Annotated in this window: 13 protein-coding genes and 1 other annotated feature; of the genes, 4 read left to right on the top strand and 9 right to left on the bottom strand. The window is 52.5% G+C overall.

Going from position 1 to position 14,707, the window contains the following annotated elements; genetic code table 11:
• Positions 1–100 precede the first annotated feature (100 nt).
• The 3 genes from ACQZQY_RS08410 to tal form a co-directional block, all read right to left on the bottom strand.
• On the bottom strand, positions 101–1,423 hold the full coding sequence (locus ACQZQY_RS08410; RefSeq protein WP_056776766.1) for an MFS transporter: 1,323 nt from the start codon (positions 1,421–1,423) through the stop codon (positions 101–103).
• 141 nt (positions 1,424–1,564) lie between these two features.
• Positions 1,565–2,152, bottom strand: a complete 588-nt coding sequence (gene mog / locus ACQZQY_RS08405) for a molybdopterin adenylyltransferase (RefSeq protein ID WP_056776763.1) — start codon at positions 2,150–2,152, stop codon at positions 1,565–1,567.
• A gap of 126 nt (positions 2,153–2,278) precedes the next feature.
• On the bottom strand, positions 2,279–3,232 hold the full coding sequence (gene tal / locus ACQZQY_RS08400; protein ID WP_056777212.1) for a transaldolase: 954 nt from the start codon (positions 3,230–3,232) through the stop codon (positions 2,279–2,281).
• Between the two features lie 273 nt (positions 3,233–3,505).
• Between tal and ACQZQY_RS08395 the strand changes: the two genes are divergently transcribed.
• Positions 3,506–4,933, top strand: coding sequence for an alanine/glycine:cation symporter family protein (locus ACQZQY_RS08395; RefSeq protein WP_431296928.1), 1,428 nt, complete (start codon positions 3,506–3,508; stop codon positions 4,931–4,933).
• A gap of 112 nt (positions 4,934–5,045) precedes the next feature.
• Positions 5,046–5,819: a peroxide stress protein YaaA gene (gene yaaA / locus ACQZQY_RS08390; RefSeq protein ID WP_056776757.1), complete on the top strand. Its 774-nt coding sequence runs from the start codon at positions 5,046–5,048 to the stop codon at positions 5,817–5,819.
• Positions 5,820–5,886: 67 nt separating this feature from the next.
• On the opposite strand, the gene thrC is transcribed toward yaaA, so the two are convergent.
• From thrC to ACQZQY_RS08365, 5 genes are all read right to left on the bottom strand, one after another.
• A complete protein-coding gene (gene thrC, locus ACQZQY_RS08385) occupies positions 5,887–7,176 on the bottom strand; it encodes a threonine synthase (protein WP_431296927.1) in 1,290 nt (429 codons plus the stop codon).
• 24 nt (positions 7,177–7,200) lie between these two features.
• Complete coding sequence (gene thrB / locus ACQZQY_RS08380; RefSeq protein ID WP_431296926.1) at positions 7,201–8,130, bottom strand: homoserine kinase; 930 nt, start codon at positions 8,128–8,130, stop codon at positions 7,201–7,203.
• 1 nt (position 8,131) lies between these two features.
• Entirely contained in the window at positions 8,132–10,591 is a 2,460-nt protein-coding gene (thrA, locus tag ACQZQY_RS08375; protein ID WP_122094232.1) for a bifunctional aspartate kinase/homoserine dehydrogenase I, read from the bottom strand.
• A 38-nt stretch (positions 10,592–10,629) separates the two neighbouring features.
• Positions 10,630–10,746: a sequence feature (Thr leader region), on the bottom strand.
• Entirely contained in the window at positions 10,685–10,753 is a 69-nt protein-coding gene (thrL, locus tag ACQZQY_RS08370; RefSeq protein WP_071823645.1) for a thr operon leader peptide, read from the bottom strand. It overlaps the preceding feature by 62 nt.
• Before the next feature lie 216 nt (positions 10,754–10,969).
• Positions 10,970–11,656, bottom strand: coding sequence for a tRNA/rRNA methyltransferase (locus tag ACQZQY_RS08365; protein ID WP_056776742.1), 687 nt, complete (start codon positions 11,654–11,656; stop codon positions 10,970–10,972).
• A gap of 668 nt (positions 11,657–12,324) precedes the next feature.
• Here ACQZQY_RS08365 and arcA point away from each other — a divergent pair.
• On the top strand, positions 12,325–13,041 hold the full coding sequence (gene arcA / locus ACQZQY_RS08360) for a two-component system response regulator ArcA (protein ID WP_056776736.1): 717 nt from the start codon (positions 12,325–12,327) through the stop codon (positions 13,039–13,041).
• 106 nt (positions 13,042–13,147) lie between these two features.
• Here arcA and creA read toward each other — a convergent pair whose 3' ends face one another.
• A complete protein-coding gene (gene creA / locus ACQZQY_RS08355) occupies positions 13,148–13,630 on the bottom strand; it encodes a protein CreA (RefSeq protein WP_056776733.1) in 483 nt (160 codons plus the stop codon).
• A 208-nt stretch (positions 13,631–13,838) separates the two neighbouring features.
• On the opposite strand from creA, the gene robA reads away from it, so the two are divergent.
• Positions 13,839–14,702: an MDR efflux pump AcrAB transcriptional activator RobA gene (gene robA / locus ACQZQY_RS08350; protein WP_431296925.1), complete on the top strand. Its 864-nt coding sequence runs from the start codon at positions 13,839–13,841 to the stop codon at positions 14,700–14,702.
• Positions 14,703–14,707 lie beyond the last annotated feature (5 nt).

Here is a 14,707-nt window from a genome sequence, read left to right as displayed (position 1 = left end):
TCTAAAAAGGCCTCGCTTGTGCGGGGCCTTTGGCTTTTATAGTATCGGTGTAGTACCGATATAGTACCGATCTTTTTACCGTCGAAAGACCCGGTTGCCATTAACGCCCGGATGTCACCCGCTGATCAAAACCGGCCGGTGTCTTGTCCTCACTGTTGAGATCACGGGTTAAATAGATGCCCGTCAGCAAGCCGATCGCCGATAACGCCAGAACGTAATACGCCGGTGCCATCGGCGTCACGCGCATAATCAACGTGACAAATATCGGTGTAAGCCCGCCAAAAATGGCGTAAGCCACATTGTACGAGAATGAAATACCGGTAAAACGGACTTCAGCCGGGAATGCGCGAACCAGCACATAAGGCACCGCGCCAACGATCCCGACGCTGAACCCTACCAGTGCGTACATACCCATGAGCATCGACGAGTCTGCGGCCACAGAATGGTAGAAGGACCAGCTGCAGATGCCAAGGAACAGGCTGCCCACGATAAAGGTTTTGCTGGCACCAAAGCGGTCAACAATCCAGCCCGCCGCGATACACCCAAACGTCAAAGCGATGGTCGCCAGACTGTTCGCCTGTAACGCCTGCGCAGCCGGAATGCCGTATTGCTTTTGCAGCCAGGTTGGCGTCATCAGAATGATCACCACAATGCCCGCCGACAAAAGCCAGGTCATCAGCATCGATACCACGATCTCTTTTTTATGATTCACTACCACGGATTTCAGCGGCAGATCTTCTGCCAGTGTTTTCTGCGCCTTCATCTCAAGGAAGATCGGCGTCTCCTGCAACCAGCGACGCAGATACATAGCAAACAGGCCGAAAATACCGCCGAGGAAGAACGGAATTCGCCAGCCAAAGTCGCTGATCGCCGCAGGCGTCATTGCGCTGTTAAGCAGGGTTGCCACCAGAGAACCTAACAGGATCCCCGCCGTCAGCCCGGCGGTCAGCGTCCCGCAGGCAAAACCAATACGGTTACGCGGAACGTGTTCTGCCACAAAGACCCAGGCACCCGGCACTTCTCCGCCAATCGCCGCGCCCTGCAGAACGCGCATAAACAACAGCAATAACGGTGCAGCGATGCCGATTGAGGCATAGGTTGGCAGCATCCCCATGGCCAGCGTTGGCAGCGCCATCAGTAAAATGCTCAGGCTGAACATGCGCTTGCGGCCAACTAAATCGCCGAAGTGCGCCATGATAATGCCGCCCAACGGACGTGCCAGATAACCGGCGGCGAAAATGCCAAAGGTCTGAACCTGACGCAGCCAGTCGGGCATATCTGCAGGGAAGAAAAGATCGCCGATTACCGCAGCGAAAAAGACGAAAATGATGAAGTCGTAGAATTCGAGGGCGCCGCCCAGCGCAGCCAGGGACAGCGTTTTGAAATCCTGCCGGTTCAGCCGGCGCGATTGTGCGTGTTGCATAAGAGTCCGTGTGACACCAGAGTGTGAAGGGGAAAAAGGTTTTGCCGCCTCATGTAAAGTAATCATTACTATAGCGGCAAATAATTTTCACACCAGTGAGCCTGAATCTTACGTCAGCATATTTTCATAAAGTGATGGTATTCAGTTTTTTGTATCGCGACGGGCACTTTTCGGGCGAAAAGCTGCTACAACCGCCTCGTGCGTTTCCACATAAGGGCCATCAAGCAACTGGATGCAGTAAGGCACGCTGGCAAAAATGCCGGACACAATCACCTTCCCTTCTGCATCTTTCAGCCCTTCCAGCGTTTCCTGAATCGATTTTGGCTGGCCGGGTAAATTGAGGATCAGTGCCTGTTTGCGGATCACGCCCACCTGGCGCGATAAAATCGCCGTCGGCACAAAGTGCAGACTGATCTGACGCATCTGCTCACCAAAGCCCGGCATCTCACGGTCTGCAACGGCCAGCGTAGCGTCTGGCGTAACGTCGCGACGCGCCGGGCCGGTTCCGCCGGTGGTCAGCACCAGATGACAACCGCATTCATCCACCAGCTCACTGATCGCCTGTTCAATCAAAGGCTGCTCATCGGGGATTAATCTTTTTTCCAGCGTATAGGTCGTGATCAGCGCTTTTTCCAGCCACGCTTCCAGTGCCGGAATGCCTTTATCCTGATAAATACCGCCCGACGCGCGATCTGATACCGATACCAGCCCAATTCGTAATTTATCCATGCTATTTCTCCACAGCATTTTTCTTCATTGTCACAGGCTTCAGTATATCGGTAACCGGCCGAGGGTTTTATTGCAGGCATAAAAAAAGCGGCTGATGAGCCGCTTTTTGCTGAAACTGAGTGCTGATTACAGCAGGTCAGAAATCATTTTTTCCAGTTTACCCTGGTCGATTGCAAACTTACGGATGCCGTCAGCCAGTTTGTCGATCGCCATTGGATCCTGGTTGTGGTCCCAGTAGAACTGAGCTTCAGTCAGTGGCGCAGGACGTGGTTTGGTTTCACCAGAGAAGGACAGTTTGCGCTCCAGCGGGCCTTCGCTTTCTGCCAGCTCTTTCAGCAGTGCAGGTGCGATGGTCAGACGGTCACAGCCAGCCAGTTCGATGATTTCGCCGATGTTACGGAAGCTTGCGCCCATCACGACAGTCTCGTAGCCGTGCTGTTTGTAGTATTCGTAGATTTCGGTCACAGACACAACGCCCGGATCTTCATTCGGCGCGAACTCTTTTTTGTCGCCATTGGCTTTGTACCAGTCGAGAATACGGCCAACGAATGGAGAAATCAGGAAGACGCCCGCTTCTGCACAAGCACGAGCCTGAGCGAAGGAGAACAGCAGCGTCAGGTTACAGTTGATGCCTTCTTTTTCCAGTTTCTCTGCAGCGCGGATGCCCTGCCAGGTAGACGCCAGTTTGATCAGGATACGGTCGTTAGTGATACCCGCGTCGTTGTACAGTTTGATCAGACGTTTAGCTTTAGCCACGCTCGCGTCGGTGTCGTAAGACAGACGAGCATCAACTTCAGTTGAAATGCGGCCAGGGACCAGTTTCAGAATTTCCAGACCGATGTTTACTGCCAGTTTGTCAGCGGCATCAGTAATCTGCTGATCGTGATCGCTGCTCTGGTCACGTGCCCAGGCGATTGCTTCGTCGATCAGTTTACGGTATTCAGGAATTTGCGCAGCGCTGAGGATCAGTGACGGGTTGGTGGTCGCATCCTGCGGCTGGTACAACTTCATTGCCGCGATATCTCCGGTGTCAGCAACAACCTGAGTCATTTGGCGTAGGGAAGTCAGTTTATCGGTCATTTTGGCATATCTCATCGTTTGGACGTTTTCGTATAGGCATTTTCATGCCTTGCCTTTGGCTGATGATAACATGCAAAAAGCCAGGCGCAAGGCGCTTATCGCGGCATGCTCGGCTACGAACATCATGGATTTTCCCACCTTCCAAAACACACAAAATCAGCCAAAATGAATATATTCCCCGTCACGTAAAAAAGGTATGTTAGCCCTCCCGCAGCGAGGCGTACGCACGGAGTGGATAAAAATGATGAAAGGTAAATCAAACAAGGATAAGTCATGAATGAGTTACTGGAATTTTTCGATACAGTTCTCTGGAGTTCGATCCTGATTTATCTGTTGTTAGGCACCGGTATTTATCTCAGCTTCCGCCTCGGCTTTATTCAGTTCCGCCGCTTTCGCCATCTCTTTTCCCGCGCACCGTTCAAACGTCATCCCGACGCCCGGGGCTTGTCCGCATGGAGCGTATTTTGCCTGAGCATGTCCTCAAGAATGGGGACGGGGAATCTGACCGGCGTGGCGATTGCGCTAACCCTGGGCGGGCCCGGGGCCATATTCTGGATGTGGGTGATTGCGGTATTCAGTATGGCCACCGGGATGATAGAAAATACGCTGGCGCAAATTTATAAAAGCCCCGGCAACAAAGGTCGTTTCCGTGGCGGCCCCGCGGATTACATGGAGAAAGGTCTGGGCATGCGCTGGATGGGCATCCTGTTTTCCATTTTGATCGTCATTTCCTGCGGATTCATTTTTATCGCCTTGCAGGCCAATGCTATCGCACAGGCCTCCTCCCGGTTTTTAGACACGCCCGCGCTGACCACCTCCTTCGTACTGGCCGCACTGACGGCCATACTGATTTTTGGCGGCATAAGCGCGATAACGCGGCTGGCGAACAAACTCATGCCCTTCATCGCCCTCGGCTATTTGCTGCTGGCTGTCTGGGTCATTGGTCATCATGTGGAAAAACTGCCGCAGGTTCTGGCGCTGGTGTTCAAAAGCGCCTTTGGTTTGCAGGAAGCGGCTTCCGGTGCGCTGGCGTATGGTATGACGCAGGCCATCACGCAGGGCATGCAGCGCGGTGTGTTCGCCAGCGAAGCGGGTGTCGGATCCTCGCCTAACGCCGCCGCAATGGCCTCGGTAAGTCATCCGGCGGCGCTGGGTTTTAACCAGATGCTGGCCGTATTTATCGATACGGTAGTGATTTGTACCGCGACGGCGCTGATCATTTTGACCTCCGGCGCGCTCGCAAATCCCGGTGCACCGTCCGGAATTGCCCTGCTCCATCAGGCCATTTCTCCTGCGATACCGGGCTGGAGCAATGTCGTACTGGCGGCACTGGTGTTTACGTTTGCTTTCACCTCCATCTGCGGAAATTACGCCTATGCGGAAAACAACCTCGGCTTTGTGCGCAGCGAAAGGGGCGGGAAATTACTGGCTTTTCGTTTACTGGTGATTGCGATGGTATTCGGCGGCTGCCTGATGGAATTACAGGTCTTATGGAAACTGGCGGATATCTTCATGGCTCTGATGGCCCTTCTCAATCTGACCGCCCTGCTGTTGCTGTCAGGCATTGCCGTCAAGGTCGTGAAAGACTATGAACGTCAGCAGCGCATGGGGAAAATCCCCGTGTTTAATCCGAACCATTTTCCTGAACTGCGCGGCCAGCTTGAGCCGGGTATCTGGGATAAAAATCCGCATCAAAACTGATTTTCCCTATCGCTGTTATTTTCACCAGCGCGCTATTTCACTGACTTTTTTGCTACAGTAGTGCAACGAAAAATTCCTGAATCTGAACCGTCACTGACCAAACGGACGCACTATGCTGACCATTATTTCTCCTGCTAAAACGCTCGATTACGAAAGCCCGCTTGCGACAACGCGCTACACCCAGCCTGAACTGCTGGATAAATCCAGTGAGCTGATCACCGTGGCGCGTAAAATGTCCCCTGCGCAGATATCTTCCCTGATGGGGATCAGCGACAAACTGGCCCATCTGAACGCGGAAAGGTTTAACGACTGGCAGCCAGATTTCACGCCGAAGAATGCGCGTCAGGCGCTGCTTGCCTTCAAAGGGGACGTGTATACCGGCTTACAGGCAGAAGATTTCAGCGAGAAAGACTTCGATTTTGCCCAGAAACATCTGCGCATGTTGTCCGGTTTGTATGGCCTGCTGCGTCCGCTGGATCTGATGATGCCCTACCGTCTGGAAATGGGTATCCGCCTGGAAAATCCGCAGGGCACGAATCTTTATGCTTTCTGGGGCGATTTACTGACTGAGAAACTGAACCTGTTGCTCAGCGAACAGAAAAGCAAAGTGCTGGTGAACCTGGCCTCCGACGAATATTTCAAAGCGGTGAAACCTAAACTTCTGGATGGCGAGATCATCAAGCCCGTCTTCCTCGATGAAAAAAATGGCAAATACAAAGTCATCAGCTTCTACGCCAAAAAAGCCCGCGGTCTGATGAGCCGGTTTATCATCAAAGAGCGTCTGGATAAGCCGAAACAGCTTCAGGATTTCAATCTGGAAGGTTACGCATTTGATGAATCACGTTCACAGGGCAATGAGCTGGTATTTACCCGCCCTGAACGCTGATTTCCCTGAATGACAGACATAAAAAAGCCCTCCTGAAGAGGGCTTTTGCCTTTCTGACGCACCGTCTTTATTCAGGTAGTGCCATCAGGAACGCACGCATTTCGCTGAAATCAGCCGGCAGGTTATGCGACAGCAGTGGTAAATCCGCGCGTTCAGCCAGTTCTTTCGGCAAGCCGATATCCTGACCCAAAATCGTTTCCACGCTTTCTTTGAATTTCGCCGGGTGCGCGGTACCGATAAACAGGCCGAACTCGCCCGGTTGCAGCTGATCGCGCAGCACGCGGTAAGCAATGGCGGCGTGCGGCTCAGAGATATAACCGAGGTCCGCCAGCTCGCGCATCGCATCTTCGGTAGTGTCATCGCTGACGGCACCAAAACCGAGATCTTTCAGCTGCCAGATCTTGCGGCGGTACAACTCTTCCACGCGCGGCCAGTTGTTAGGCTGGCTGACGTCCATCGCATTCGACAGCGTCGCGACGGTTTTCTTCGGTTCCCATTCCCCGTTAGACAGGAAACGTGGCACCGTGTCGTTGGCGTTAGTTGCCGCAATAAAGCGTTTGATTGGCAGGCCCAGAGATTTCGCCAGCAAACCGGCGGTCAGATCGCCGAAGTTACCGCTTGGTACAGACACAACCAGCTGATTGCGCGCTTCCTGCGGCAATTGGGCAACGGCCTCGAAGTAATAGCAGATCTGCGCCAGCAGACGGCTGATGTTGATGGAGTTCGCTGAGTTCAGCTTCAGCGCGTGTTTCAGCTCTTCATCATCAAAGGCCTGCTTGACCAGCGCCTGACAGGCATCGAAATCGCCATCAATCGCCACGGTATGAATATTGCCACCGAGCGTACAGAACAGTTTTTCCTGCAGCGGGCTGATTTTGCCGCGCGGATACAGAATAACAACGCGCACATTTTTCATACCGTGGAAAGCATGCGCCACTGCCGCACCGGTATCCCCGGAGGTTGCGGTCAGAATGGTCACCGGCTGGTCGCCAGATACCTGAGTCAGGATCTGCGCCATGAAGCGGCCGCCGAAATCTTTAAACGCCAGCGTCGGGCCGTGGAACAGCTCCAGGCAGGCGATGTCTTCTTCCACTTTGGCGACCGGCGCCGGGAAGGCAAACGCGTTTTTCACACGCTGATGTAACGCTTCTTCAGGGATTTCATCGCCGATGAAAGCAGAAAGAATATGGCTGCTGCGGGTGACGAAATCCAGCTCCAGCAAGCGGTCAATTTCGGTCAGTTCAAATTCAGGCAGATCCAGCGGGAAGAATAAACCCTGCTGTTTTCCTAAACCTTGTTTGACGGCCTGAGCAAAGCTGACCTGCTCGTTGTGATCCTTCAGGTTGTACAGTTTCATTTGTTATCCCAGTAAATTTTCGAGTTATCCCAATACCCGCGCGCCCGCGGTATCAAGACGACAAATATGAACAAAACCTTCGTCATTTTGCAGATAGTGCGCCTGCAGCCAGTCAGCCATGCGTTTCGCCGTGGCGCTGTCGTTACACACTGCAAACAGCGTCGGGCCGGAACCGGAAATCCCGCAGGCCAGCGCACCGATTTCTTCTGCGGCGGTGCGTGCTTCCGCAAAGCCCGGCAGCAGACGAGTGCGATACGGTTCAGCAATCACGTCTTTCATCAGCTTCGCCGCCAGCGCGGGTTGCTGGGCATGGCAGGCGTGAATAAAGCCCGCCAGATAACGGCCATGGCTGATGCAATCCTGGCGGCGATACTGTGCCGGTAAGATTGCCCGCGCTTCCGCCGTTGAAACTTTAATCCCCGGATACGCCATCACCCACAGCCAGTCGTCAAAACTCGGCACGTTCTGGCTGATGATATCCAGCTCTTCCAGCATCAGCTGAATGCCGCCCAGATAGCACGGCGCGACGTTGTCAAAATGTACGCTGCCGGAAATTCGCCCTTCCAGCTCTCCCATTAGCGACAGCATCTGGTTTTCACTCAACGGCTTGCCGCAGAATTCATTCATCGCCATCAGACCGGCAACCACCGAGCATGCGCTGGAACCCAGACCGGATCCGATCGGCATGTTTTTTTCCAGCGTCATCGCCACCGGCACTTCCTTGCCGATTTCCTGACAGAAACGCTGCCAGCACTGATAGACAATGTTGTCTTCCATGCGGTCTGGCAGTTTGGAGACAAACTTGCCTTCACTTTTCAGGCTAAATTCTGTGGCAGCTTCAACCGACACACAGTCGCCGAGCAGCGTACCGTCCACCGGAGAAACTGCCGCGCCCAGCACGTCGAAACCGACGCTGACGTTCCCAATTGAAGCCGGGGCATACACCTTAACCATATTAAACTCCTAACTTCCATGACAGCGTTCGCAAAAGATCGGCAAACACACCTGCTGCCGTCACATCATTACCGGCACCGTAACCACGCAGAACCAGCGGCAACGGCTGATAATAGCGACTATAAAACGCCAGCGCATTCTCACCATTTTTTACTTTATAAAGCGGGTCATTACCATCGACGGCATCGATTTTCACTTTGCAACGCCCCTCTTCGATAGCACCGACATAACGCAGTACCTTGCCCTCTGCGGTAGCCTCGGCCACGCGTTTGGCGAATTGTGCATCCAGTTCCGGCAGACGCGCCACAAATTCATTCACGTTGCCTTCTGCATTGAAGGACGACGGTAAAACAGATTCCACCTCGATATCCGTCAGCTCCAGCTTGTATCCGGCTTCACGCGCCAGAATCAGCAACTTACGGGCAACGTCCATACCGGAAAGATCATCACGCGGATCCGGCTCGGTATAGCCCATTTCCTTCGCCTGCAAGGTCGCCGCAGACAGTGACATGCCTTCATCCAGTTTACCGAAGATGAACGATAACGAACCGGAAAGGATGCCGGAGAATCGCAGCAGTTCGTCACCGGCGTTCAGCAGATTTTGCAGGTTTTCGATCACCGGCAAACCCGCACCGACGTTGGTGTCGTACAGGAATTTACGGCGCGAACCATCTGCTGCTTTACGCAACTGGTGGTAGTAATTCATCGATGAGGTGTTGGCTTTTTTGTTCGGCGTGACAACGTGGAAACCGTCTGTCAGGAAATCGGCATACTGATCGGCCACTTCCTGGCTGGACGTGCAGTCGACAATCACCGGATTGAGCAGATGATATTCTTTGACCAGACGGATCAGGCGCCCCAGATTCAGCGGCTCTTTCGCCGCGGCCAGCTCCTGCTGCCAGCTGTCGAGCGCGATGCCGTGAACGTTGGTCAGCAATGCGCGGGAATTGGCGATACCGCAAACGCGCAGATCGATATGTTTGGTTTTCAGCCATGCCTGCTGACGGCGGATCTGTTCGATCAACGCGCCACCCACACCGCCGACGCCGATCAGGAACACTTCGATCACCTGATCGGTGTTAAACAGCATCTGGTGGCTGACACGCACACCGGTAGTCGCATCGTCGTTATTGACGACAACAGAAATTGAACGCTCAGAAGAACCCTGGGCAATCGCCACAATATTGATGTTGGCACGCGCCAGCGCAGAGAAGAATTTCGCCGAGATCCCGCGCAGCGTCCGCATGCCGTCGCCGACCACGGAAATCACCGCCAGTTTTTCCATCACGTCGAGCGGCTCAAGCAGGCCGTCTTTCAGTTCAAGATAGAATTCGTCTTCCAGCGCCTTACGCGCGCGTTCCAGCTCATTTTGCGGCACACAGAAACTGATGCTGTATTCAGACGAAGACTGAGTGATCAGCACAACGGAAATACCAGAACGGGACATCACCGCAAAAACGCGCGCCGCCATGCCGATCATCCCTTTCATACCCGGCCCGGACACGTTGATCATCGCCATGTTGTTCAGGTTGGTAATGCCTTTCACCGGCGTGTTATCGCCAAGGCTTTCACTGCCAATCAGGGTACCCGGCGCCTGCGGGTTAGTGGTGTTTTTGATGAGACAAGGGATCTGGAACTGAGCAATAGGCAGGATGGTACGCGGATGGAGCACTTTCGCACCAAAGTACGACAGCTCCATCGCTTCCTGATACGACATCGATTTCAGCAGGCGGGCATCGGGCACAATGCGCGGGTCACAGGTATACACGCCGTCAACATCGGTCCAGATCTCGCAGCAGTCAGCGCGTAAACACGCTGCCAGCACGGCGGCGGAATAGTCAGAGCCGTTGCGCCCCAGCACCACCAGTTCGCCTTTGTCGTTACCGGCGGTGAAACCGGCCATCAGCACAATGTGGTCAGCGGGAATGGCACTTGCCGCAATGCGACGGGTGGATTCATTGATATCTACGGTGGATTCAAGGTAATGGCCTTGTGCGAGCAGCTTCTCAACCGGATTGATCACGGTGACGCCAAAGCCTTTGGCAATAAATACGGCTTCCATGATGGCAATAGAGAGTTTTTCGCCACGACAGATGATCGAGGCGTTGACGCTGTCCGGGCACTGGCCCAGCAGGGTGATGCCGTGCAGCAACTGTTTGAGCTGAGCGAATTCCTGATCCACATAGGCTTTCACTTTTGCCAGATCAAAGCCCGGTTGTGCGTCCGCCAGACCCGAGATCAGCTGTCCGAAAATGCTTTCTGCATCACTCATGATGGTATGAATGTCCTGTCCTGCGACAGTTCGCTCAATCATGGCGACCAGATAGTTGGTAATTTTGGCAGGTGCAGATAATACCGTTGCGACCTGTCCCTGACGCGCATTGCTTTCCATAATGTCCGCAACCCGCAAGAAGCGTTCTGCGTTTGCTACCGAGGTCCCGCCAAATTTCAACACTCGCATTTCTGATTCTCTCCTGAAGCTCGTCGTTTTAAAGTGTTAAAAAAAAAGCCCGCACTGGTTAGGTGCGGGCTTTTTTCTTTTTTCCTGTACGCGTCAGCCCGCCCCGTTACCTGTGGTATCGGTGGTGGTAATAATTGTTGTGTTCAGGCTGATGATTCGCATTTTTATCTTCTGTCTGTCTTAGAGTTTTTACGCTGTCTGCCTCTATTAGCTAAAGCATAAGGCACAACAAGTCAAATTTTTTCTGGTTTTACGCTGACGGTCACGGTCGAAACAAAATGAACAATCCGCTGCGCGTAAAGCAAATTCCAGTTCAAATAGCAGGATTATTCAGTTTATCCGGAATATTGCACTACCGTAAAGAATAAACCCCTCACATCATTGGTTCAGCTTTTTTTCGATGTCATGCAGCAAAGTGTGCAGCATTGCAGCATCCCGCTGCTGCAAAAGTCCGAGGCGCTGATGCACCCAGTCGGCCAGTTTTTGATCATCTTCAGCCCCGACGTTTTCCAGTAATCGGCCCACCCGCGAACGCAAGGCAGACAACTGCCCTGCCTCGGCATTTTCCGCCCGCGCAGCGGCAACCTGGTTGAGTGACGACAGCTGGTAACAGAAAACCATCACCGCCTGCCCGAGATTCAGAGACGGATAATCAGCCACCATCGGCACACCGGTGAGGATGTCGGCGAGCTCAAGCTCTTCGTTCGTCAGGCCTGAATCTTCACGCCCAAACACCAGCGCCGCATGGTTCACCCACTGACTTTTTTCTTCCAGCTGCGTCAGCAACTCCGGCGGTGTGCAGTAATAGTGGAACCGCGCACGGCTGCGGGCAGTGGTCGCCACCGTAAAATCGATATCGGCCAGTGCCTCCGCCAGCGTGGTGAAATGCAGGGCATTTTGCAGGATCTCCTGCGAACCATGCGCCACCCAGCCCGCTTCCGGTTTCAGATGCGCTTCGCTGTCGACAATACGCAAGGATGCGAAGCCCATGGTTTTCATGGCTCGTGCCGCCGCCCCGACATTTTCAGGGCGCGCAGGTGAAACCAAAATAATATGAAGTTGCATGTCGTACCTTCGCAAAGAGTGGGAGAGATAATGTCGGGTGTGGTTCAGCGATGAATTTTTGCCCTGCGCCAGACCTTATTCAATGCTTATATTATTCACAAGAACTTAACAGCCGACGGAATATATTCATCCATTTTATCGGAAAACCGAAGCTGACAGTAAAAAAAGGTGCTGGCGCGGTTAAGCAAACTTTATTAAAATTTAAATCATTATTTTTCATAAGGATATATAATACTCACTCATCCATTTTTTGCATTTATCTCGGTCAACTTAATGAATTGCTGAATCGTGTACAATAAAGGACGAAATGTGACTCAAGCGTGCATTCTTATAAGTGTTTTTCACGTTTCTGTTACCGTGCTACAATTGAACTTGATATATGTCAACAAACCGTAGTTTTGTTGGGTGGTAATTTCGGCACTCGCTGTTATATTGCTGTTAATAGGGTTAGGATATGCGCCGCTTTAGGACCACGTGGAACTGCAGAAAGTGGAATCCCTGACCGAGCTTGCGATGTTGTTGCCGTTGATGGAAATTGCATCGAGAACGCGTTTACGTACTTTAGTCATGTAACGAGTGAGATGGCCAGTAAGCCGTCGAAATTCATCGGGATAACAAGGACTTCTGTACTCCTATTTTCTATTTGTTGGCAATCTTAGGTAGCAATCATGCAGACCCCACATATTCTGATCGTCGAAGACGAGTTAGTGACACGTAATACGTTAAAGAGCATTTTTGAAGCAGAAGGCTACATGGTACATGAAGCCAATGATGGCGCAGAAATGCACCACATCCTGTCCGAAAATGACATCAATCTGGTTATCATGGACATCAACCTGCCGGGCAAAAATGGCCTGCTGCTGGCACGCGAACTGCGTGAACAAGCCAGCGTTGCACTGATGTTCCTGACCGGCCGCGACAATGAAGTTGATAAAATTCTGGGTCTTGAAATTGGCGCTGATGATTACATCACCAAGCCGTTCAACCCACGTGAGCTGACCATCCGCGCTCGCAACCTGCTTTCCCGCACGATGAACCTGGGTACTGCCGGTGAAGAACGTCGTCTGGTAGAAAGCTACAAATTTAATGGCTGGGAATTAGACATCAACAGCCGTTCACTGATCAGCCCTCAGGGTGAGCAGTACAAATTACCGCGCAGTGAATTCCGCGCCATGCTGCACTTCTGTGAAAACCCGGGCAAGATCCAAACCCGTGGCGATTTGCTGAAGAAAATGACTGGCCGTGAGCTGAAACCTCATGACCGTACGGTGGACGTGACTATCCGTCGCATCCGTAAGCATTTCGAAGCGACGCCTGACACACCAGAAATCATCGCCACCATTCACGGCGAAGGCTACCGTTTCTGCGGTGATCTGGAAGACTGATCCCCGGCCCGCATACAGAAGGTTGCCAACCGTTCTGTTGCCACAGGTATCAAACGTAAAAGGCCAGCGAAAGCTGGCCTTTTCTATCGCAGGATGACACCCTGATTTACGGTGCCGGATGCCCCCAGGGAATGATCGGCACGGCGCTCAGCGCATTTTTCGGCGAACCATCTACGACTTTATCGGAGTAGCTCAGATAAATAAGGGCGTTGCGTTTCTCATCGTAGAACCGAACCACCTGAAGCTTTTTAAACACCAGTGATGTCCGTTTCTGAAAAACAACTTCCCCCTTGTCTTTCGCTTGTTTAATTTTGTCACTCAGTTCAATCGGCCCGACCTGCTGACAGGAAATCGCAGCATCAGAAGTATCTTCCGCCAGACCCAGCCCGCCCTTAATACCGCCGGTTTTTGCACGGCTGATATAACAGGTTACATTTTTAATATCAGGATCATCAAAGGCCTCGACCACGATCTTGTGATCCGGACCGAACAGTTTAAAGACCGTATCCACCGACCCCACCTGCTCTGCATGCGCAGCGCCAGAACAAAAAACAAACATCCCAAAAACAAAAATCCAACACTTTTTCATTAAGTTACTCCACGTCATAAGCATGACGTTGTTTTCTATAGAAACCCCATTCAGAAAGCGTTTATTCACACTTTCAGAGTGAAATACTCTGTAACACCCGCGAATAGCACAGATAGCCAAAAAATTCTTAAGAAGTCTTATCTCGAAAAAGTTGCTATTATGCCGACCATCATTCTGTGCATTTATCTTAGCTCAACGAGGACGATCTATGGATCAAGCAGGAATCATTCGTGACCTTCTTAGCTGGTTAGAAACCCATTTAGACCAGCCTTTGTCACTCGACAATGTCGCTGCCAAGGCTGGCTATTCCAAGTGGCACCTGCAGCGCATGTTTAAAGATGTCACCAATAACGCTATTGGCGCATACATACGCGCACGTCGTCTCTCTAAAGCGGCCGTCGCACTTCGTCTCACCAGCCGCCCGATTTTAGATATCGCCCTGCAATACCGTTTTGACTCTCAACAAACGTTTACCCGGGCCTTTAAAAAACAGTTTGCCCAGACGCCTGCACTGTATCGCCGTGCTGAAGACTGGCATTCGTTCGGCATTTGTCCGCCGATCCGTCTCGGTGCTTTCATTCTGCCGCAGCCTGAGTATATCTCACTGCCGGAACAACACCTGATTGGGATGACGCAGAGTTACGCCTGTACGCTGGAGCAAATTACCACGTACCGTAACGAGATGCGCCGTCACTTCTGGCGCCAGTACATTGGTGAAGCGAAAACCCTGCCGCCAGTCCTCTACGGTCTGCACCATTCGCGTCCAAGTCAGGAAAAGGATGATGAGCAGGAAGTCATGTACACCACGGCGCTGGAACCGAATCATTTGCCGGAAAACGTTGAAGGTCAGCCGATTGTGTTACAGGAAGGGGAATATGCCATGTTCCACTACAGTGGCACGCCTGAGCATTTGCAGGAATTCATTCTGACCTTGTACGGCACCTGTCTGCCGACCCTGAAACTGACGCGCAGAAAGGGACAGGACATCGAACGCTTCTACACCAACGGCCGGGCGCCGGGTACGACGCCGACCGAAATAGAATGTGATTACCTGATCCCAATCCGCCGCTAACGCCT

Origin of the sequence: Rahnella sp. PAMC25559 (assembly GCF_050632365.1) — a bacterium.
GTDB classification, from domain to species: Bacteria; Pseudomonadota; Gammaproteobacteria; order Enterobacterales; family Enterobacteriaceae; genus Rahnella; species Rahnella rivi.
Note: the sequence above shows the minus strand (reverse complement) of the source record. Positions and strands in the feature narration are given on the sequence as shown.

What these genes read in the sequence shown, in the direction of transcription:
- ACQZQY_RS08395 (WP_431296928.1), top strand. Translation starts at nt 3,506, where the DNA reads ATGAATGAGTTACTGGAATTTTTCGATACAGTTCTCTGGAGTTCGATC.
- ACQZQY_RS08365 (WP_056776742.1), bottom strand. Translation starts at nt 11,656, where the DNA reads ATGCAACTTCATATTATTTTGGTTTCACCTGCGCGCCCTGAAAATGTC.
- mog (WP_056776763.1), bottom strand. Translation starts at nt 2,152, where the DNA reads ATGGATAAATTACGAATTGGGCTGGTATCGGTATCAGATCGCGCGTCG.
- thrB (WP_431296926.1), bottom strand. Translation starts at nt 8,130, where the DNA reads ATGGTTAAGGTGTATGCCCCGGCTTCAATTGGGAACGTCAGCGTCGGT.
- thrA (WP_122094232.1), bottom strand. Translation starts at nt 10,591, where the DNA reads ATGCGAGTGTTGAAATTTGGCGGGACCTCGGTAGCAAACGCAGAACGC.
- thrC (WP_431296927.1), bottom strand. Translation starts at nt 7,176, where the DNA reads ATGAAACTGTACAACCTGAAGGATCACAACGAGCAGGTCAGCTTTGCT.
- robA (WP_431296925.1), top strand. Translation starts at nt 13,839, where the DNA reads ATGGATCAAGCAGGAATCATTCGTGACCTTCTTAGCTGGTTAGAAACC.
- ACQZQY_RS08410 (WP_056776766.1), bottom strand. Translation starts at nt 1,423, where the DNA reads ATGCAACACGCACAATCGCGCCGGCTGAACCGGCAGGATTTCAAAACG.
- yaaA (WP_056776757.1), top strand. Translation starts at nt 5,046, where the DNA reads ATGCTGACCATTATTTCTCCTGCTAAAACGCTCGATTACGAAAGCCCG.
- arcA (WP_056776736.1), top strand. Translation starts at nt 12,325, where the DNA reads ATGCAGACCCCACATATTCTGATCGTCGAAGACGAGTTAGTGACACGT.
- creA (WP_056776733.1), bottom strand. Translation starts at nt 13,630, where the DNA reads ATGAAAAAGTGTTGGATTTTTGTTTTTGGGATGTTTGTTTTTTGTTCT.
- tal (WP_056777212.1), bottom strand. Translation starts at nt 3,232, where the DNA reads ATGACCGATAAACTGACTTCCCTACGCCAAATGACTCAGGTTGTTGCT.